This is a genomic window from Moraxella sp. TY6, from assembly GCF_048551375.1.
GTDB lineage: Bacteria > Pseudomonadota > Gammaproteobacteria > Pseudomonadales > Moraxellaceae > Faucicola.
Map to the genome: position 1 here is coordinate 24563 of NZ_JBLYZJ010000001.1, position 21424 is coordinate 45986.

The window sequence follows — 21424 nt, forward strand, 5'->3', positions numbered from 1 at the left end:
ATCTCCCCCAACCCCCTCTTTACGAAAGAGGGGGCTATACCCCCATAACTTAGACTAAAACGGTAGGTAAGCCCCCCTTTGAAAAAGGGGGATTTAGGGGGATTATATGGAAAATGTTAATACTTCTTATCTCGAGTTCAGGTTACTTAAATTAGTGGAAAAAAATTAGTCACTAGCTGGCGGATTGCCATTCCCCACAGGCATGGCGGTGGGCTTTGGTTTGTTATTGGTGGTAGTTGTTGATGATATACTGGCAACGCCACTCGCTAGTCCTGCTTTTTGTAAGGCGAGTTGGGCTTCGGCTTGTTGTTTAGCAAGCAGTTTTTCTGCATTGATTTTAGCCAGCTCTTCAGCAGTTGGTGGTTTAATGGGATTTTTGTCACGTTCAAGTAGCCAGTAGTCAATGGCTCGCCGTGCTAAGGGAGCAACTTTACTACCACCTCGTCCATTTTCTACGATTAATGCGACAGCAATTTGAGGGTTTTCAACAGGGGCAAAGGCAATAAACCAACCGTGGTCACGATGGCGTTCACTTAATGCGGCCTCGTTGTAGCGTTTACCTTGGGCGATGGATTTGACTTGAGCTGTACCTGTTTTGCCAGCCAGTCGATATTTTGAGGTATATACACCTTTGGCAGTACCTGATTTGACGGTGGCTTCCATCGCTGATTGCATTCTTAGCCAATCTTGCTCAGTGCCGTTAAAAGGAATCTTGCCATCAGGTTTGTTGGCGATGGGTAAGTTAACCGCCCCTGTGGTCTTACGTAAGAGATGGGGGGTTAAATGATGCCCTTTATTAGCAACCATCGCTGTGGCATTGGCAACTTGTAAAGGGGTTGCCAAAAAGTATCCCTGACCAATACTGGCAGAAATGGTTTCCCCTGGAAGCCACGGCTTTTTATAGGTTTTCATTTTCCATTCACTTGAGGGATATACGCCTGTTTTTTCACCTGGCAAATCAATGCCTGTTTTTTTGCCAAAATTAAAACGTGTCATCCAATTGTGCATTTTATCAATACCCATTTGATAAGACGTTTTATAATAATACGTATCAACAGATTGGGTAATCGATTTGGTTAAATTGACTGTACCATGTCCTGACTTTTTCCAGTCACGAAATTTATGGCTATCTCCGGGAATGCTAAAGTATCCGGGGTCAAAAATAGTGCTTTCCCATGTCATCACACCTGCATCTAATAGCCCCATACCTGCAAACGGCTTGATGGTCGAGGCAGGTGGATATTGACCTTGCAAGGCTCGATTGTATAAAGGCATATCAGGGTCTTCGTTTAAGGCTTTATAATCTTTGCTACTGATGCCTGAAATAAATGGATTGGGGTCGTAGCTGGGGTTGCTGACAAAAGCCAATACTTCCCCTGTATTTGGGTCGATCGCCACCATCGCTGCTCGTTTGCCTGCCAACTCGTCACTGATAATTTTTTGTAAACCATAATCAAGACTAAGATAAATATCATTGCCAGCGATAGGGGGCTTGGTGTCAAGTTTGCGGATGATATCGCCATAGGCATTGGTTTCGATGGATTGATAACCCGGTGTACCAAGTAATAGTGATTCGTATTGTTTTTCGATACCTGTTTTACCGATTAAATCCGTGCCTGCATACAGTTTTTTGTCGAGTTTTTTGCTGTCGTTATCACTGATACGCCCCACATAGCCCATCACATGAGAAAACAAATCCCCATAGGGGTAAGTACGGGTGAGCTTACTTTGAATGGTCACGCCCTTAAAAAACGGCTTGCGTTCGCTAAATTGGGCGACTTGCTGTTCGGTCAGTCCGATTTTGATGGTGACTGGCTCGTTTTTGCTTTTCTTTAATGCCTTTAAACCCTCATCAATTTCTTCTGGGGTTAGCTGAAAAATCGGTGTCAATAATTCCAAGGTTTTTTGTGGGTCTTCGATTTCGTCAGGGCTGACCACGGCGGTAAATACAGGGTGATTGTCCGCCAATAATATCCCATTACGGTCGTAAATATAGCCACGGCTAGGTGGGGCAGAGATAAGCTTAATGCGGTTGTTGTCGGACTGGGTGACGTATTGTTTATGGGTATAAATTTGTAAATAAGCATACCGCATGACTAATCCAATCAAGCCCAATAAAATAAAAAAGCCTGCCAAAATGACACGTCTTTTAAAAATTTGGTTCTCTTTTTGGACATCAGAAGATAAGGGTTGTTTCATAGGGGTATGCACAGCTCATTACAAAAAATATAGTCAATTCAATATGAAACAAGATTTTGATGAAAGGGCGTATGCAATACGCCCCTACAAAACCTAGTTTATTGGTATTTCAAATAAGTAGGTGAACAATTTTAAATTATAAAAAAACCGTTCGTGGTGAGCCTGTCGAACCATAACGGTTTTCCTACCCTTCGACAAGCTCAGGGCGAACGGAAAACCATATTTAATTTTGTTCACTTACTTAGCTATATATCAAGACCAAGATAAAGGCAGTTATTTTAACATACTTTTTGGTGTTTACGCAGTTATCCAATTTTTTACAAAGCGAAGTTTTGTTAAGGTAAAAATCAATGAGTTATGTTAAAATCAGCCAATTTTTCACAACCCAATTTTCATTACAATTTCCCATAACAGTTTTTACGGCAGTTATTTTCCTTATGTTCGCAGAAATTTGGCAAAAACTTGTTAATCATCCGCAGTTTTTTGCGATGTTGACCATTCCGTTTGTCACGGCAGTGGTAACGTGGGGTCATGTGTGGATGGCACTCAAAATGCTATTTTATCCCATTCATTTTTGGGGGATTCCTATCAAGGGATTTCCGTTTGGGGGGATTGGCTGGCAGGGGATTGTGCCTCGTAAAGCAGGCAAAATTTCTGGGATTATCGTTGACCAAACTTTGTCAAAACTGGGGTCGTTGGATGAGTTTTTTCAAGCCATGCACCCAGAGGAAGTGGCGGAATATATCAGCCGTGCGATGAATGACAATTTAGAGTCGCTGATTGATGAAATTATGAATGAGCGGTCGGCTACGCTGTGGTCAAGTATGCCGTATGCAGTGAAACGCCGAATTTATGCGTATGGGCATGAGCAACTGCCTGATATTATGAAAAATTTGGTGCTGGATTTGACCCATCATGTCGAAGATTTGGTTGATATGCGTGAGATGATTGTGCATAAGATGGAATCTGACCGAGCCCTGATGGTGCGGATGTTTCTGAAAGTTGGGCAAAAAGAAATCAACTTTATTTGGCATATTAGTGCGTTGATTGGGTTTTTATTTGGTATTATCCAAATGGCGGTGTTTTATTTTGTGCCAGTGCATTGGACAGTACCGTTCTTTGCGTCTATTTGGGGTTTTTTGACCAACTGGATTGCGATTTGGATGGTGTTTAATCCCATTGAACCGCATTATTTTCGCTTTATTAAATTATTTAGCCTAAGCAAAGTTTTTCCATTTATTCATGTTGGTCGTCCGCACATGGCAACTTATAATTGGCAGGGCGGTTTTATGAAGCGTCAAGCTGAAGTGTCCGAGGTGTTTGCTGAAATTGTGGTGCGTGATTTGGTGACCCTAAAAAATATCATGCACGAAATGCTGTATGGTAGCCGTGCCACACAAAGCCGTGATTTAATCAAATCGCACGTGCATCAAATTTTAGAATCGCCTGTGATTCAGACTTCGTTAAAATTTGGTTTGGGGCGAAAAGAATTTGGGCAGTTAAAGCACGTGATTATTGATAAGTCGATTCAAGCGACCATGATTCCGATGAGTAATCCTGAGCTGAATCAAAGCCGTGCGGATAAAATTTTTGGGCTATTTCGTGACCGTATTCGAGCGTTAACGCCCAAAGAGTTTCAGAATTTATTGCGACCTGCGTTCCAAGAAGATGAGTTGACCTTGATTGTGTTGGGTGGGGTAACAGGGTTTTTGGCAGGTTGGTTACACTTAATTTTTGTGTTTTATTAGATTGGTTGTTGATGGGTGGTAGGAGCAAGTATGTTAATCACAGAGTTGGGCTATTTTGCCCTTGTGTTGGCGTTGGTGATTGCGATTTTACAAGTGATTTTTCCAACGGTGGGGGTCATCAAGCACCAACCTGCATGGCAACGCTTGGCAGGTAGCTTTGCGGTGGCACAGTTTTTGGCGACAGGTGCGTCATTTTTGTGTTTGATGTATGGCTTTTATGCCAATGATTTTACGTTAAGTTATGTGGCAAATCAGTCCAATTCGTTGTTGCCTTGGTATTACCGTGTATCAGCAACGTGGGGCGGGCATGAAGGTTCGCTGTTACTGTGGGTGACGATTTTGGCAACGTGGGGCTTGGCGGTGGCATTGTTTAGCAAAAGCCTACCGCTTGCGATGAAGGCCCGTGTGTTGGTGGTGATTGGCTTTGTGCAGTTGATGATGGTGTCGATGGTGATTTTTGTGTCGTCACCGTTTAATCGTACTTTGCCAAACATTCCTGTCGATGGTAAGGATTTGAACCCATTGCTTCAAGACCCCGGTTTGATTTTTCACCCACCGATGCTGTATATGGGCTATGTGGGGGCGGTCGTGCCGTTTGCGTTTGCGATTTCGGCATTGTGGGCAGGCAGGCTGGATGCGGTGTGGACTCGTTGGAGTCGCCCTTGGACGTTGGCTTCGTGGAGCTGTTTGACGTTGGGTATTGCGTTAGGCTCATTGTGGGCATATAACGAGCTAGGTTGGGGCGGTTGGTGGTTTTGGGACCCAGTGGAAAATGCGTCTTTAATGCCGTGGCTAGGTGGTGTGGCGTTGCTTCATTCATTGGCTGTGACCGAAAAACGAGGCGTGTTTAAGGCATGGACGATTATGCTGGCGATTTTTACCTTTGGGTTAAGTTTGCTTGGCACATTTTTGGTACGCTCAGGGGTGATTACCTCGGTGCATTCGTTCGCTGCTGACCCCACACGAGGTTTGTTTATCCTTGTGATTTTGGGCGTGGTGATTGGCGGTGGTTTGGCGATGTTTGCATGGCGTGGCTGGAAATTGACCCAAGAAAGCCATTACCAACTTAAATCTCGTGAAACCCTGTTGGTCGTTAACAATGTCATTATCCTTGTCGCCACCATTGTGGTGGTATTGGGGACGCTATATCCGATGCTTGCCGATGCGTTTAAATTGGGTCAAGTGTCTGTTGGAGCACCATATTTTAATGCGTTGTTTGTGCCATTGACATGGTTGTTATTGCTATTTTTGGCACTCGGGCCTGTCAGCCGTTGGAAAAAAGATACTCGTCCGTTTTTGGGTGTAGGTCTGGCGATATTAGCCAGTTGTTTGGTGTTAGGGGCGATTGTCAGCTATTTCTTAGCTGATAAAATGCTAATCAATATTTTGATGTCTACGGCTTTATGTTTGTGGGTGTTGGTATGGCTAGTGATTGATATTAAAAGTAAAACTCGCAATGCACCGAGCTTGATGGTAGGATTAAAGCGTCTTAATATCGGCTATTGGGGCATGCACGTGGCTCACGTGGGTATTTTATTGGTGGTGATGGGGATTGCGATTACCACCAGTACCAGTGTCGAAAAAGACGTGGCAATGGGGCAGGGCGATAAAGTCACGGTTCAAGGCTATGACTTTTATTTGACCAAACTTGAGCAAGTACGAGGGGCGAACTTTGATGCCACTCGTGGTGTGGTGACGGTGAGTAAAGACGGCAAAACCCTAGCAACTTTGCACCCAGAAAAACGCCAATATGTGATTAGCCAAATGCCAATGACCGAAGCGTCCATTCACTACAATCCATTGCGTGATGTGTATATGGCATTGGGTGAGCCAATCGTTGAGAATAATGCTAATCCTAACCTACAACCCAACCATAAAGATGTACAAAAATGGGCAGTACGAATTTATGTCAAACCTGCGGTACGTTGGATATGGTGGGGGTCATTTGTGATTGCGTTGGGGGCGGTGTTAAGTATGCTTGATAAACGCTACCGCAAAGCAGGCAAAGCCCAATTACTTAACCAAAATACTGATATTATTAGTAGTGAGATAATTAATACTGAGAAGATTAGTAACGAAATGATTAGTACCAAGCCAGTGCAGGGGGTGACTCATGGCAATGCGTAAACAACAACTTTGGTTTATTATTCCATTATTGGTGTTTTTGGTGGCGATTGGTTTGTTTTACACTCGCCTTGGCAAAGATACCACCGTGGTCACCAATACCTCGCTAAATCGTCCATTGCCGAGTTTTAGCTTGCCTGATTTGACCAATCCAAGCCAAATGCTCAATCAGAGTCAATTGCCAAAACAGCCATTTTTGCTGAATGTTTGGGCTTCGTGGTGTGTGACTTGTAAAATTGAACATCCGTTTTTATTACAAATGTCAAAGGCTGGCGTGCCGATTGTTGGGGTTAATTATAAAGATGAAGCCAAAGATGCGTTGGCGTATCTCAATGAACATCAAGACCCCTTTGCGATTAATGTACAAGATAAAGATGGCAAACTCGGCATTGATTTGGGTTTGACAGGCGTACCAGAGTCGTTTGTGGTGGATAGTCAAGGTAAAATTCGCCAGCATATTTTGGGCGAAATCAATGAGGAACGCTATAATAAGCAAGTATTGCCTTGTTTGACCGCTTTGCGTGACAATGCCGATGAAGCCAAAGTCAAAGGAGTGTGCCAATGAACAAGAGTTTTTATAAAGCCGTGATGCTAACGGTTTGCGTTAGCCTAAGTCAAATTGGTTTGGCAAAAAATACAGCCACCGTTTTGCCAAAATTTAATTTACCACAATTTGGTAAGTCTGGTCAGACCGTGAACAATGCCAATTTACCGAATCAGCCCTTCTTATTGACGGCATGGGCATCATGGTGTGGGGCATGTCGTGAGGAAAATCCTTATCTCAAAACCTTATCCAAACAAGATATAAAAATCGTTGGCGTGAATACTCAAGATGAACCAGCCGATGCCAAAAGGTTTTTACAACGGCATGGCAATCCTTTTATTTTTAGTATGCAGAATAATGATGGTACGTTTACCGAAAAATTAGATATTCCTGTACTGCCTTATACATTAGTGGTTGATAATAAAGGGGTTATTCGTCAAAGGGTTGAAGGTCAGTTAGACAGTAAAACATTTCATCGTTGGGTAAAACCTTGTTTAAATGCGTTAAATAAGAATGCCACTGAAACAGAGATTAAAAGGGTTTGCCGATGAAGTACGATAAAGCAAGAGATTTAAGTCGTTGTCGTAATGTAGTATTTGGGTTGTTATTTGCGTGTATCACGATGCCTTCGTTAGCAGTCATTGATACTTACCAATTTGATAATCCTCGCCAAGAAGCCCAGTACCGAGCATTAATCGAAGAATTTCGCTGTCCCAAATGCCAAAATCAAAATTTAGCAGGCTCAGATGCCCCCATCGCTCAAGACCTCAAGCAACAAACCTATGACATGGTGAAACAGGGACGCAGTGATGCCGAAATCCGCCAATACATGAACGAACGTTATGGCGACTTTATCAGCTATAAACCGCCTGTGCGTCCTTCGACATGGATTTTGTGGTTTTTTCCACCGCTATTGTTATTGGTATTATTGTTTATTTGGTATGTTAAAAATCGCCATAATAACAAACGTTTATCAGCGACCCAAGAGGCGTATGTCGAGCCTCCATTATCCGATACCGAACAGCAACGCCTCAATGCCTTGCTCAATGCGGATGATAATGCCAACACCAAATAACCCATGTTTTTAGCAAGGAATCGTCATGTCTTCGCTTATTTTATTTATTGGACTTGCCATCGCATTTGCTGTGACGTTGGCGTTCATTGTGTTATTGCCTTGGTTTAACAAAACCACTTGGCTGACCCAAGGCGACAATCAACTGTTGACCTTAAATATTGATGTGTTTAAACAACGCCTATCCGAGTTAGAAAGTGACTATCACAACGGACAAATCGAACAAGCCACCTACGATAGCCAAAAACTTGCCCTTGAGCGTCAATTGCTTGATATCAGCGATACGGTGGAGCGTCAAAGTTTTCGCCCCAATTGGAAAAGTCGGTTGATTTTTTTGGTATGGATTCCGTTTTTGGCAGGGATGGCGTATTTGATAATCGGCGACCGCACGCCAGTGTATAAGCTGTGGCAAGCCCAAGATAGCCTTGGACAAGTTGCCGATGACCTACTGACCGCCAAAATCGACACACCACCCGAATGGGCGACCAAGGACAGCGTAGGGCTAATCAGTGCCATGCAAACCAACGTCCATCACCATGCCACCGATGCGATGCGTTGGTTTCGCTTGTCGGAAGTGTTTTTGGCACTCGAAGCCCCAGAAGAAGGCATTGAATCGCTATCACGAGCGTACCGTCTTAGTCCAGATGATGAAAAAATCGCCATCACTTATGCCCAAACTCGCTTTTTCACCCAAGGCGGACAGATGGACAACGAAACTCGCCAAGTGGTCGAGCATATCCTTGCCAAAAATCCCAAGCACCAAGGCGGACAAATGTTAATGGCGATGGGTGAAATGCGAAGTGGTAATTACGCTCAAGCACGACATTGGGTTAATATTCTCAAAACCGACATTGCTAGCCGTTCTGGCGACCATAGCCAAGCCCTTGCCAGTCTTGCCGAGCTAGAACAAACCATCAGCCAGCGTGAACAGCAAGGCGAACAAGCGGTGACAGTCAAAATTAACATCACCCCAGAAATTCTAGGGCGTGTCAAAAAAGGCGATACCCTGTTTGTCACGGTCAAAGACAGTCAAGGCGGTATGCCGATTGTCGCCAAAAAACTATCAGCCGACAGCCTAAATAACGCAGGGCTTGACCTCAAAATCAGCGATAATGATAGCCTCATGCCAACGCTAAAATTAAGCGAAGCCCTTGCCAGTAACAAAGCATTGGTGGTCACGGCCCGTATTAGCACCTCGGGCGATGCCATGCCTGTCAAAGGCGATTTGACCAGTAACCCTGTGCCACTGGATGCCAGAGCTGAAGCTAATAGCGTATTGATTGATAAAATTGTACCGTAGTTGATATATCACCAAAATAAATACTTATCAAACTATAATTTTATTAAAAAATTGCTTGAGGTTTTGCGGTTTAACAGGTATTGTTACAGGCAGAAAGCATACATTTACAGCGTTTGCTTATCGAGATTTTAAACTCGCTTTTTGCCAGTTTATTTTATGTGAAAGACTATGTTAAGGACATCAATATGAAACGTATTATTCTTTTAGGGCCACCAGGGGCAGGTAAAGGCACGCAAGCTCAAGTCATCACCAAAGCCTTCAATATCCCACAAATCTCAACTGGCGATATGCTTCGCTCGGCGATTAAAGAAGGCACAGAATTGGGCAAACAAGCCAAGAGCGTGATGGACGCAGGTGGATTGGTGTCTGATGATTTGATTATTAATCTTGTCAAAGAACGTATCGCCCAGCCAGACTGTACCAACGGCTGTATTTTTGATGGCTTTCCACGTACCATTCCTCAAGCTCAAGCCTTGGCAGAAGCAGGCGTAAACATTGATAATGTTATCGAAATTGACGTACCTGATGCGGATATCGTGGCTCGTTTATCAGGTCGCCGTTCACACCCAGCGTCTGGTCGTGTGTATCACATCGTATACAATCCACCAAAAGTGGAAGGCAAAGACGATGAAACAGGTGAAGACCTTATCCAACGTGATGATGACAAAGAAGATACCATCAAAGAGCGTTTAGCGACTTACCATAACCAAACCGAAGCCTTAGTTGGTTTTTATCAAGATTTGGCAAAATCTGGTGCAAATGCCCCACGTTATGCCAAATTTGACGGCACACAAGCCATTGATAAAGTCAGTGATGCGGTATTGGCGGAATTAAATCAGAAGTAATACTTTGAGATTTTGGGCGTATCCAATACGCCCCTACAAAATAGGTCTTAATTCTCGCTTAATCTTCGTAGGGTGTGTTCCACGCACTATTTAAAATTAATAGCTTCAATAGGTGCGTATGACGCACCTTACGATTAGTTTTTTTGCATTTTGGATTATCATTGGATTATCAATAGCCATAAAAAAACCACCTCAAATGAGGTGGTTTTGCGTTATCAAGGCACGTATTAAGCAGTTTTAAGGGCTTTAACGGCTTTGTTAAGACGGCTTTTATGACGAGCGGCTTTGTTTTTGTGAATCACGCCTTTGTCAGCAAGACGGTCAATGACAGGCACAGCTTTGTTGTAGGCTTCGGTTGCTAATTCATAGCTTTTAGATTCAACGGCTTTTACAACGTTTTTGATATAAGTACGTACCATAGAACGTTGTGAAGCTTTTAATTGACGGCGTTTAACGTTTTGACGGGCACGTTTACGAGCTTGTGCAGAATTTGCCACGGTTATCTCCTAGATAAGATTTTAAGATTTTTGCAATAAAATAGTCAGATTAATTGGGCAGCCACCGCATTAATGTGACATAGGTTTTGGTGCTTGAATCCTTGAATCACTAGACACGGTTAAAAATTCATGCGATATCAAGCGGATTTTAAGCCAAATATTCTAACAAAATCTGTGTTTGATAACAACTTGTTTTCGCAGTTTATGGCACAATCTTTGGTGAATGTAAGTCGATGGGGTGTTTATCCTCGGATTTTTACTAAAAATTTAAAGATGTAGCGGATATTTTGTGATTTTTTGCTGACAGTGTTTGGCAATTATGGTTAAATGTCGTGCATCATTTAATAAAAATATTATGAAAAGGTTGTCGAATTTATGCAACGTACCGCATTGGTGATTGGAGCGACAGGGCTGGTGGGTCAGTCGTTATTGATACAGCTTGCTAGTCTATATCAAAAGGTGATTATCATCGCACGTAGTCAGCCCAAGGGCTTGAGTGAGTCGATGCACTTTTATCAACTTAAAGACTTTAATCAATTAGAAAGTTTTGTGACAGGGCTGTCGTTGGATAGCTATGTGGATGCGTTTAGTTGCCTTGGTACGACCATGAAACAAGCAGGCGATGAAGCTCATTTTCGTGAGATTGATTTTGGTTATAATTTGGCTTTTGCCAAGGCGTGTCATGCCAAGGGCATTCGGCATTTCTTTTTGTTATCAGCGATGGGGGCAGATGCCCATAGTCGGTTTTTTTATAACCGTGTCAAAGGTGAGCTTGAGTTAGCCGTTAATAACTTAGGGTTTGAGGCGTTGGGTATTTTTCGACCTTCTTTGTTGTTGGGGAAACATGATAATCGACCCATCGAAAATCTTGCCCAAACAGCGTATAACCTCATTAAACCAATCATCCCCAAAAGACTACCTGTTCGCCCAATCGAGGCGGAACGAGTAGCGATGGCGATGGCATTGGTGGCAAATAATTGGCATATTGTGGCGACTTACCAAAAATCCACCAATTTGCCTGTTGATAATAAAGTGCAAGTGTTTAGCAATGCTGATATGCTGTCAATGACACGGCTAAAGCGTTGATAGCATTGAAATAATGTTTTTAAAAAGGAATTAACCATGAAACTAACTTTTGTTACTTGTGATTTGTTAGATGACAACCCTGAGTGTCAAGTTTGTAGCCCAAATATGGAAGGCAAACGCTTCTTTAGCTATGGTGGCAATGCCAGTTTTGGTGGGGAAGTGGTGACGGTAAAGTGTTTTGAAGATAATAGCCGTGTGAAAGAGTTGTTTGCGACCAATGGTAAAGATGATAACGGTAATGGCAAGGTATTGGTCGTTGATGGCGGTGCGTCCATGCGGTGTGCGTTGCTCGGTGATATGATTGCTCAAAGTGCGGTCGATAATGGCTGGGCTGGGGTGATTGTGTATGGTTGTGTGCGTGATGTCGATGATATGGGTAAAATGCCGATTGGTGTGCAGGCACTTGGCTCGATACCTCGTAAATCCAATCGTCAAGGTGTGGGAGAAACTGGTATCGATATCAGCTTCGGTGGTCTGACCATCCGCTCAGGTATGTATGTGTATGCGGATAATAATGGGATTATTTTGAGTGAGAATGCGTTGATTTAATGGCAAATTTTATGGCTACACCTTTGAGCAATCCCACTGAATCCACTGTGCGACAGCTTAAACAGCTTTACTAACAATGGTTGACACTAGGAAAATAACTTCATTATTGCTTTGCAAAAAGATACTGATTGATATCCTAACAATCAGTATCCAATCAAACATTATATCATTGTACAAATTTTGCAATCAGTTCTATTAACTTACCACGGTCTTTGACAATATCCAGTAATTCTTCAGCTCGGATACTTTTAATAACTTTATAAAAATGCTTAAACTGTTCTTTTAGTTCAGTTTTATTTTCAAGAGAATTAAGGTCATATCCATTTTCATAAAACCAATTAACTGAAATTAGCATGGCAAAAGTAACTGCAATAGCTACTCCAGCAGCTGCCATATCTAATACACCTGTTGGGGGTAATACCGACTTTGCCCATAGAAACATATTAGAGCCAATGCTCTGACTGGCAAACAACGGTATAGCAGCGATAGCAGATTTTTTCGATAAAATTTCACCAGTATAGACATAGTGAATTGACATAATCGCACCAGCTTGAATACCTGTAATATAAATGGCACTACCTGGCACAAATGCTGCTATCCCAACCGCGACTAAAGCACCATAAATAATTTTGCGTGCTGATTGTGATTTTGTATACATTTCACGCATAAGAAGTAAGTTCTTGCCATGTTTTTTTAAGTAATCGAGCATGGCATCACGCAACTCATCAATACCTCGAATATCCATTTCAGCTTCGGGGTCATACTCTGGGTCATATCCGTCAGTACAGGTGCGGAATATTATATCATCATTTTGCAAACCTAACTTGTCATGCCACTGTTGGACGACTTGCTCTAAGGCTTTGGGTTTTTTGTCGTATTCGTCAATTTTATTCATAACAACAAAAACTTTGCCAGCATATTCTTTAAGTTCATCATAATGGGCTTTTTGTGACTCATCGACTGAGCCTGATACTACTAAGATTCCTACATCAATATCACTTAGAATATTGCGAGTTTCTTGACTATTTTCTTTAATAACATCACCGAGACCAGGGGAGTCAATTACAGTGATATTTTTACTCCATTGAATTTCTTTTATTTTGGTGGTAACACCTGATATTGCCCCTACTTGAACTTTTTTCTCTTCATGGCGACTAACATTAAATAAGGCATTTATCAGTGAGCTTTTTCCAGTACTGACACGACCGACCACAGCAATTTTTAGCTTTTTATTAGGTAAAGTTTCAATGCTATCAAGCTGTTCATGCATTTTTGCCTCAGCCTGCTGGCTCTGACTTTCATCAAATTTTTCCATAATTAACAGTCCATATAAAATTAGTATTATAAGATGTTGAGAAATTAGAGTGAGTTCTGAATTTTACCAAAAATAATCTAGGGGTATCTATAATTAATCTTACTAAATGTTCCCTAAAATGCTTTAAATCAATCCCAAAAAACCCCACAATAACCGCATAATATTCTACCTGAAAAATGCAATAATGACTATGAACGCCACGCAAAATCACCCTTTATCCCATTTATCCTTTAACATCAACCAACAACTCTTTGCCAATACCAACAAGCAACACGACAAACGCTGGCTTGGCAACCTACAGGGTATGACCCTCAGCCTATGGCTTGCCAGTCTAAATCAGCCATCCAGCGAGCAACACAACCGCCTCAAAGTCGTCATCACTCGTGACCAAAATCAGCTTAATCAGCTAGAAACCGAACTGGCATTTTGTGGGGTGGATGCCCATGTGTTCCCAGACTGGGAAACCCTGACCTATGATGAACTGTCACCGCACCATGACATCGTATCCGAGCGGATTCACCTGCTCACCCATATGCCAAGTGACGGCATTTTGCTGATTAGTGTGCAGACCTTGATGCACCGTGTCGCTCCTGCCAGTTGGTTACTCGGTCAGCATTTTGACTTGTCGGTGGGGGATAGGTTTGAGGTCGAAAAGCAACGCCTACAACTTGCCAAAGCAGGCTATCATGCGGTGGAAAATGTCTTTGAACCCAGTGAATTTGCCATTCGTGGTAGTGTGATTGACCTGTTTCCTATCGGTCAGCCGTTTCCTGTGCGGATTGATTTGTTTGATGATGAGATTGAAAGCATTCGTTTTTTTAACCCCCAAACCCAACGCAGTCTGACCCAAGCGGATTTGGACGAACTTAAAACCAATGACCCCCATCAATATGTCAAATTTATGAATTTGTCCCTCCCCACTGATTCTAAATTATCTGTCCCCTCCCAAGGGGAGGGGGAACTCCCTCCCCCCAAGGGGGAGGGTTGGGGTGGGGGCAAAATAAACACCTTTAAAATCCTCCCTGCTCGTGAGTTTCCACTAGAAGACGGCAAAGAAACTTTTCGAGCCAATTTTGCCAGTAGTTTTGCCAATACTTCGGCACGGCGGTTTGAGCTATTTAATGATGTGATGAATGGCATTGCCCCTGCTGGGGTGGAGTATTATCAGCCGTTGTTTTTTGAGCCAAGTGTGTGGCAAGCCGAAAGTGATTTCTTTAGCTATTTGCCCAAAGATAGTTTGCTGATTATTGATAGTGAATTTGAGCCACGTTATCAAGAATTTTGGACGCAAATCGCACAACGCTATGACGACCGCCGTCATGACATTGATAAGCCGATTGTCGCTCCCAACGACTTATATTTAAACCAAAATATTTTTGAGCAAAAACTGGCAAGCTACCCTCGGATTTTTACCAGTGAAACGCCTTTAACCGACATCCAATTACAAAAACAAGGGGCGGTCAATGCCAATACCTTACCACCACCCAACCTTGCGATTGACCATAAACTTGCCGAGCCGTTACAGCGGTTGATAGCGTTTCGAGATGAATTTGACAAGCCCATATTAATCGTTGCCGAAACCGCAGGTCGGCGTGAGATTTTATCAGAATTATTGCAAAAACGCTTTAATTTACAAGCGGTTGCAGGGCTGATTGACTTTTTAGCCAATCTTGATGACGCTCATAGCAATACGCTTGCCCTTACCACAGCCCCCATCGAGCGTGGGGCGTTGCTTGCGGATAAGTTTGCCATTATCAGCGAAACCCAACTGTTTGGGCGACAGGTGCTACAAACTCGCAGACGCAGACAAAGCGATGTGTCCGATGAGTTTTTGGTCAAGTCGGTCAGCGAGCTGAATATTGGCGACCCTGTGGTGCATATTGATTTTGGCGTGGGGCGGTATCAAGGGCTGATTACCCTTGACATTGACAAGCAGTTGCAGGAATTTATCCATCTGACCTATGCCGATGATGCCAGTATTTATGTGCCTGTGGCGAATTTGCAACTTATCAGCCGTTACGCAGGGGGCGATAGTGCCACCGCACCGCTACACGCCATTGGCAGTGGTAAATGGGACAAAGCCAAAGCCAAAGCATTGAGCCAAATCCATGATGTAGCGGCGGAACTCCTAAACGTACAGGCAAGGCGAGATGCCAAAGTGGGGATTCATTTTCCCATTGACCCGATTCAGTACGATTTGTTTGCCAGTCAATTTGCCTTTGAAGAAACGCCCGACCAAGCCAACGCCATCGAGGCGGTGATTCACGATATGAAACAAAACAAGCCCATGGATAGGCTGGTGTGTGGCGATGTGGGTTTTGGTAAAACCGAAGTCGCCATGCGGTCAGCCTTTATTGCGGTGCAAGCAGGCTATCAAGTGGCGGTGCTTGTGCCGACCACGCTGTTGGCAGGGCAACATGAAGACAACTTTATGGATAGGTTTGCCGATTGGGCGATTCGCATTGAGTCGTTGTCACGCTTTGGCACAAAAAAACAACACGATAAAATTTTACAAGATGTCGCAGACGGTAAAGTCGATATTTTGATTGGCACGCATCGGATTTTGCAAGATGATGTCAAATTTGCCAACTTAGGTCTGATGATTGTCGATGAAGAACACCGTTTTGGCGTGCGTGATAAAGAGCGGATTAAAGCCATGCAGTCGGATGTCGATGTGCTGTCGATGACCGCTACGCCGATTCCTCGCACGCTGAATATGGCGTTGTCAGGGATGCGAAATATGTCGATTATCGCCACGCCTCCTGCCAGACGGTTGGCAATCAAAACCTTTGTCATGCAAAAATCCGATAATCTGCTCAAAGAGGCGATTTTGCGTGAATTATTGCGTGGCGGACAGGTGTTTTTGCTCCATAACGATGTCGCCAGTATCGAGCGAATGGCGGAAACCGTGCGAGAACTTGTGCCAGAGGCTCGTGTGGCGGTGGCTCATGGACAGATGAAAGAGCGAGAACTCGAACACGTCATGCAGGATTTTTACCATAAAAAACATAACGTTCTTGTGTGTACTACTATCATCGAGACAGGCATTGATATCCCCAACGCCAATACTATTATTATTAACCGTGCGGATAAATTCGGTTTAGCCCAACTTCACCAACTGCGTGGGCGAGTGGGGCGAAGTCACCATCAAGCCTATTGCTATCTGCTTGTGCCATCACTCAAAGGCTTGACCACCGATGCCCAAAAACGCCTTGAAGCTATCAGCCGAGCCAATACGCTGGGGGCTGGCTTTATGCTGGCTAGTGAAGACCTTGAAATTCGTGGGGCAGGCGAGCTACTCGGCAAAAGTCAAAGCGGTAATATGCAGGCGATTGGTTTTAACCTGTATATGGATATGCTCAATCGTGCCACCAAAGCTATCAAGGCAGGTAAACAGCCCGATTTGAATACGCCATTATCGCTGACCAGTGATATTAATTTGCATTTATCCGCCCTGATTCCAGAGGATTATTTGGGCGATGTGCATCAAAGGTTGTTGTTTTATAAAAAAATTGCCAATGCCGAAGATTTTGACAGTTTAATCAGTATTCGTAGTGAGATGCTTGACCGTTTTGGCAGTTTGCCCGAACCGACCAAAAATCTGTTTGCGGTGCATCAGTTGCGACTTATGGCAGAGCCGTTGGAAATCCGTAAGATTGACGGTAATGAGCGGTCGGTGACGTTGGAGTTTTCGCCTGATACGCCTGTGGAGGCGATTACCATTATTCAGTTGATTCAGTCGAATCCGAGTAAGTTTAAGATGAATGGGGCGACTGGGATAAAAATGGTCGATGAAAAATTGGTGACCGCAGAGGGGAGGATTGAGGCGGTTAAAGGTTTGTTGGAGAAATTGGTGTGATTTTAAAATGGAATTAAAAAGTTATGAAAATACTAAATGAAGTTGAACATCGTCATATGGTTAGTGAAATGCTGTTTCGTTACTATTTTAAGCCTTTATATACAGGTCTCAAGAATAATCCTGAATTAATTGAAGGTTTCACTGGTTTTTTGATTAATCCTCAACAATTGAGATTTTACCAAGGTAAGACTCATTTGGCTATAGAATATCTAGGCTCTGAAGTTTTAGAAAAACTGCCAGATGGATTCAATATTATGGCTACTTTCCAAGACTGCTCACTTTCTAATATTAGTTTAATGGAAAATATTATTGGATTTAATTCAACTTCACTATTGGAAGTTCCTATTTTTGATGTAATAGAAGATTTGATTTGGGCAAGCAATGATGGTTTTGATAAACTGACTGAATTAGGATGGAATTATGAGGCACAAAATTCTTTTATGATAATGAATTCAAAATTACCTTCTGTACCACCTAATCAATTTTGTAGAATTGTAAATGGATTTTTTTTTGATGCTAATGATTTTGGTCTTGTAACAAGACATGTAAAATGTATTGATTTTATACCGATACAGTATGATGATAGTAATTCTGAATTTGATATTTTCAAATATAATTTAGATAGTTTTAAAAAACTCGCTGTGCATGATTTAACTTACGTTTATCCTATGCCATCAAATGATTATAAGTATAAACATTTACCAAGGATTAATCGTTTTATTGAGTTATGGGGAAACTCTCAAACAAGTGAGACAGACATAACAAGTTTTCTATCTGAAACCGATAACAGATTCATAATAGCTATGGCTTTCGGTGCAGAGAATATCTATCCACAAGTTGAATGTGAATGGCAATCAGAAGAAAAGAATAAAGTTATCCCCGATTTTCTAATTGAAAAAAATGGACGTGTAACTATTTTAGAATTCAAACTACCCACATTGAAGGGTAATGCTATAGTGGGCATAAATAACAGAGAAACCTTATCATCTATGCTGAACTCATATATTTCGCAAACGAGAGTATATAAGGAGTATTTTGATGACCCTAGAAATAGAGAATATGTTAATAATAAGATTGGTATAGATGTTTATAAGCCAAACAGAGTAATTATAGTAGGCAGAAGACAAGACTTTGATAGAAAGCATCTAAGAGAAATAGTTGCTGAGCATCAGAATTTAGATATAATCACATTTGATGATTTAATTGATAGTGTTACTGCTCAATTTTACCATGATTGAGTTATAAACCATTTTCTTCATAAACTTGATTTTCTAAAACCGCTACACTATAATTTGAAATAAGGAGATGGCTAGGGTTTCCCTCTAGCCCACCTGGGCGACTGGTACTCGCTTTAGGTGCTGTGTTTACCAAGCGTTAGAGCTAATAAACAACAGAATCAAAAAGGCGATGATGAGTAAAATTGGTTTCATCGCTTTCTCCTGAGAGCCGTTAAAAAATTGCACTGCAATTTTAGGCTCGCAAGAAAAAATCCTTTAAATAGGATTTTTTGCTGTTTTAAGGTTTCAGCCCAACGGCTCTGTTAAATCGAACTTTAACCGCCATCATTTTCACAGTCAAAAATGACGGTCGCATTATACTAGAAATTCAACTCAAAAAAATGCCTATCGTCCATGATAGGCATTTTGTTTTATAGTAAATTATCAACGATGAACCAACAACCTACACCATTAACCAATAATAATCCCGAAAAGTTATTGCAAGAACCCACTTACCCCGAAGACTGGGAATGTTGCGACAACGGCTGTGAAGAACTCTGCGTCTATGAAATCTACCGCACCCAAAAACAAGCCTATGACGCACAGCAAGCTCAAATAGCATCCGCCAAAGACTCAAAATAAACCCCCAATCAGTATTAATAAGAAAGATATCTCGATTGCCATAATACTGTCATGGATATTTCACCCAACTGTCACAATTTTACGGTTAAATAAGACTTACAAAGTCAGCATAAATCCAGTTTGATTGTCTTAATAATTAGCTTTACAAAAAGTAAATACGAAACAAACTGATTGGAATTGACAAAGGGGAAACCTCAAGTCAAAATGTTTACACCTTATAATGATAACCAAATGATTGCTAAATAATCAAACAACCAAAATAATGGTTATCAAAGAACGGCGTTGGTCATTGAGCGACTGGCGTAACAACATAGGTAATGAGGATAGCCACATGGGTTTACCAATGGACTATCGTGACAATAATCATAAAATCAATGGAGAAATCAACATGTTAGATATGTTAAATGAAGCCTACGACTTAGAAGCAGAAATTGTATTCTTGGATGAAGGCGATGATGCCGTAGAGATGTAATTGCATCAATTAAGCAATACGTTTTGCGATAAACGTTAAACCATCGCATCGACAACCGCTTAACACACAATTAAGCGGTTTTGTTTTTTTGTGGATAGGTATGGATGTTATTGGGCAGGTGTGCTTGCCATGGGTTGATGAGTCATTTTTGACATATCGTGGTTCATCTGAGCGTGGTTCATGTTTTGATGATTCGTCGGCATAGGGCTAGAGGCAGGCATGGATGCCATATTGTGCGTACTGTGCATGCTACTCATATCGTGATTCATTTGGCTCATGTTCATACTGCCATGACCGCTATGCCCACCATGTCCGCCGTGCATGGACATCATTAACATGGGAACAAAAATCACTGCCAAACCTGATAATATCATCAAGATACCATTGACTTGACGCAAGCGAAATTTGGTAATGCGTTGTTGAATCACGCCAATGGTTTTTTGGGTGGCAATGAGCATGGGCAATGTCCCAAGCCCAAATACAAACATCAACACCGCCCCAGTCGCCACATCATGCCCCACGACTGCCATCAATAATGCCCCATACACCAACCCGCACGGCAAAAATCCCCATAATAATCCAGCCATTAAGGCTTTGGGAAAGCTGTTGATTGGAAAGACTTTTTGGCGAATGGGCGACATTTTTTGCCATAGACTCATGCCAAGTTTTTCGAGCGAATTTAATGCCTTAAACCCCAGCATGGATAGCCCAATTAACATCAACACTGAGCCAAGTAATATCGCAGGCAAGCGGTTGCCGACCATAAAGGGTTGAAGCACAGTCGTACCGATAAAGCCTGCCACTAGCCCAAGGGTTGCATAGCTTAACAATCGCCCAAGGTGGTAGGTGAGGATTAAGGCATTTTTTTTGCCCTCGGATACGCCCTGCATGGATAGCCCAAAAGCTGTCACGATACCGCCACACATCCCCAAACAGTGCGGTGAACCAAAAAATCCCATCCCAAATGATGCTAATAATAACGCCCAACTCATAGTTACCTCATTTGCCCATTCACCCAATCAAGATTTTTCGTCCATTCAATTAGCCATAAGGAGATTGTCGAAGGGCGTATCCACGACTATCAATTACTAGGTTTATCTGTCACCCTGTTCTCACTAGGCGTTTCCTCGGTGTCTTGTAATTGCTCACGGCGAAATTGTCGATCATCTAAAATGACCCGTTGCGACTCATTATCAAGGTCATCAAATTGACGAGATTTTACCGCATAATAAATCGCAAAAATGCCAAAGACGAATAAAATCAAGCTAAGGGGAACTAAAAAATACATACTTTGCATAAATACACCTATCATTATATGGTTAGGTATTTTGTGGATTATACGCCTATTTTAGACGTTTGGGACGTGGCAAAATGTCGCACCCTAACATCAGTTTAGCTATTGATTACGTTACAAACTACGCCAAAAGACAGCGAAAACTTGCAAAAATACTAAACTATGGTAAGGATAGTTATGCTAAGATGTTAACATTACTTAGCAATTTCTAATACTTACTAATCTTCTAATACTTACTAATCTTCTAATACTTACTAATCGCTAGATACTATATAATCCTATTATAGTGCCTAGCGATTAAGGACTTACTTATGTCATTACCGCAAGTCAAAACGATACTGAAACAATTTCGCCCTAGCAAAAAACACCTATTGACGCTAGCAGGTGCAGTGGTGGTAGGGATGTTATTGATGCCAACTGCCAATGCAAACACCGTGGTGATTGATGTGCGTACCCCACAAGAATACCAAGTTGACCATCCAAATGGGGCGATTAATATTCCACATAGTGAAATTGTTGCCAAAATCGCCAGTCAAGGTGTGAGCAAATCAGACACCATTAAGCTATATAGCCGTGGTGGTGGGCGTGCCGAACAAGCTAAAAATGCTTTACAATCCGCAGGTTATACCAATGTGGAAATTCAAAAGTAATTTATCAATGC

Annotated in this window: 19 protein-coding genes; 14 read left to right on the forward strand and 5 right to left on the reverse strand. The window is 42.3% G+C overall.

All coding sequences use genetic code 11. From position 1 onward, the window contains the following. Nucleotides 1–165: 165 nt before the first annotated feature. Nucleotides 166–2199 carry a penicillin-binding protein 2 gene (gene mrdA / locus ACK1U4_RS00120; RefSeq protein ID WP_419399660.1) on the reverse strand — a complete coding sequence of 678 codons (2034 nt, stop codon included), beginning with the start codon at nt 2197–2199 and terminating at the stop codon, nt 166–168. A gap of 437 nt (nt 2200–2636) precedes the next feature. Between mrdA and ACK1U4_RS00125 the strand changes: the two genes are divergently transcribed. The 7 genes from ACK1U4_RS00125 (at nt 2637) to adk (ending at nt 9832) form a co-directional block, all read left to right on the forward strand. Next, nucleotides 2637–3947: a DUF445 domain-containing protein gene (locus tag ACK1U4_RS00125; protein WP_419399661.1), complete on the forward strand. Its 1311-nt coding sequence runs from the start codon at nt 2637–2639 to the stop codon at nt 3945–3947. A gap of 30 nt (nt 3948–3977) precedes the next feature. Then, nucleotides 3978–6074, forward strand: a complete 2097-nt coding sequence (locus ACK1U4_RS00130) for a heme lyase CcmF/NrfE family subunit (RefSeq protein ID WP_419399662.1) — start codon at nt 3978–3980, stop codon at nt 6072–6074. Next, the gene (locus ACK1U4_RS00135; RefSeq protein ID WP_419399663.1) at nt 6061–6636 is read left to right on the forward strand and encodes a DsbE family thiol:disulfide interchange protein; all 576 of its coding nucleotides are present in this window, start codon (nt 6061–6063) and stop codon (nt 6634–6636) included. Before ACK1U4_RS00130 ends, ACK1U4_RS00135 begins: the two co-directional genes overlap by 14 nt. Beyond that, entirely contained in the window at nt 6633–7166 is a 534-nt protein-coding gene (locus ACK1U4_RS00140; protein WP_419399664.1) for a redoxin family protein, read from the forward strand. The genes ACK1U4_RS00135 and ACK1U4_RS00140 overlap by 4 nt, the downstream gene beginning before the upstream one ends. A 71-nt stretch (nt 7167–7237) precedes the next feature. Then, complete coding sequence (locus ACK1U4_RS00145) at nt 7238–7690, forward strand: cytochrome c-type biogenesis protein (protein WP_419399915.1); 453 nt, start codon at nt 7238–7240, stop codon at nt 7688–7690. A 25-nt stretch (nt 7691–7715) separates the two neighbouring features. Next, the gene (ccmI, locus tag ACK1U4_RS00150; protein ID WP_419399665.1) at nt 7716–8987 is read left to right on the forward strand and encodes a c-type cytochrome biogenesis protein CcmI; all 1272 of its coding nucleotides are present in this window, start codon (nt 7716–7718) and stop codon (nt 8985–8987) included. A 185-nt stretch (nt 8988–9172) separates the two neighbouring features. Then, the gene (gene adk / locus ACK1U4_RS00155) at nt 9173–9832 is read left to right on the forward strand and encodes an adenylate kinase (RefSeq protein ID WP_419399666.1); all 660 of its coding nucleotides are present in this window, start codon (nt 9173–9175) and stop codon (nt 9830–9832) included. 227 nt (nt 9833–10059) lie between these two features. Here adk and rpsT read toward each other — a convergent pair whose 3' ends face one another. Next, a complete protein-coding gene (rpsT, locus tag ACK1U4_RS00160) occupies nt 10060–10329 on the reverse strand; it encodes a 30S ribosomal protein S20 (RefSeq protein WP_419399667.1) in 270 nt (89 codons plus the stop codon). A 375-nt stretch (nt 10330–10704) separates the two neighbouring features. Between rpsT and ACK1U4_RS00165 the strand changes: the two genes are divergently transcribed. Both ACK1U4_RS00165 and rraA read left to right on the forward strand, forming a co-directional pair. Beyond that, nucleotides 10705–11415, forward strand: a complete 711-nt coding sequence (locus ACK1U4_RS00165) for an NAD-dependent epimerase/dehydratase family protein (RefSeq protein WP_419399668.1) — start codon at nt 10705–10707, stop codon at nt 11413–11415. A gap of 36 nt (nt 11416–11451) precedes the next feature. Further along, the gene (rraA, locus tag ACK1U4_RS00170; RefSeq protein ID WP_419399669.1) at nt 11452–11964 is read left to right on the forward strand and encodes a ribonuclease E activity regulator RraA; all 513 of its coding nucleotides are present in this window, start codon (nt 11452–11454) and stop codon (nt 11962–11964) included. Nucleotides 11965–12130: 166 nt separating this feature from the next. Here rraA and ACK1U4_RS00175 read toward each other — a convergent pair whose 3' ends face one another. After that, nucleotides 12131–13279: a GTPase gene (locus ACK1U4_RS00175; RefSeq protein ID WP_419399670.1), complete on the reverse strand. Its 1149-nt coding sequence runs from the start codon at nt 13277–13279 to the stop codon at nt 12131–12133. 190 nt (nt 13280–13469) lie between these two features. Between ACK1U4_RS00175 and mfd the strand changes: the two genes are divergently transcribed. The 4 genes from mfd to ACK1U4_RS00195 all read left to right on the forward strand — a co-directional run bounded on the left by mfd (nt 13470) and on the right by ACK1U4_RS00195 (nt 19469). Then, the gene (mfd, locus tag ACK1U4_RS00180) at nt 13470–17138 is read left to right on the forward strand and encodes a transcription-repair coupling factor (RefSeq protein ID WP_419399671.1); all 3669 of its coding nucleotides are present in this window, start codon (nt 13470–13472) and stop codon (nt 17136–17138) included. A gap of 23 nt (nt 17139–17161) precedes the next feature. Then, nucleotides 17162–18376 (forward strand): Shedu anti-phage system protein SduA domain-containing protein, encoded by a 1215-nt coding sequence (locus ACK1U4_RS00185; RefSeq protein ID WP_419399672.1) that lies wholly within the window; start codon nt 17162–17164, stop codon nt 18374–18376. Between the two features lie 429 nt (nt 18377–18805). After that, nucleotides 18806–18997 carry an oxidoreductase-like domain-containing protein gene (locus ACK1U4_RS00190; protein WP_419399673.1) on the forward strand — a complete coding sequence of 64 codons (192 nt, stop codon included), beginning with the start codon at nt 18806–18808 and terminating at the stop codon, nt 18995–18997. Between the two features lie 262 nt (nt 18998–19259). Further along, nucleotides 19260–19469 (forward strand): hypothetical protein, encoded by a 210-nt coding sequence (locus ACK1U4_RS00195; RefSeq protein WP_419399674.1) that lies wholly within the window; start codon nt 19260–19262, stop codon nt 19467–19469. 107 nt (nt 19470–19576) lie between these two features. On the opposite strand, the gene ACK1U4_RS00200 is transcribed toward ACK1U4_RS00195, so the two are convergent. Beyond that, on the reverse strand, nt 19577–20461 hold the full coding sequence (locus ACK1U4_RS00200) for a sulfite exporter TauE/SafE family protein (protein ID WP_419399675.1): 885 nt from the start codon (nt 20459–20461) through the stop codon (nt 19577–19579). 89 nt (nt 20462–20550) lie between these two features. Further along, nucleotides 20551–20766, reverse strand: a complete 216-nt coding sequence (gene ccoS, locus ACK1U4_RS00205; protein WP_419399676.1) for a cbb3-type cytochrome oxidase assembly protein CcoS — start codon at nt 20764–20766, stop codon at nt 20551–20553. Between the two features lie 308 nt (nt 20767–21074). Here ccoS and ACK1U4_RS00210 point away from each other — a divergent pair, with 308 nt between their 5' ends. Beyond that, nucleotides 21075–21413 carry a rhodanese-like domain-containing protein gene (locus tag ACK1U4_RS00210; RefSeq protein WP_419399677.1) on the forward strand — a complete coding sequence of 113 codons (339 nt, stop codon included), beginning with the start codon at nt 21075–21077 and terminating at the stop codon, nt 21411–21413. Nucleotides 21414–21424 lie beyond the last annotated feature (11 nt).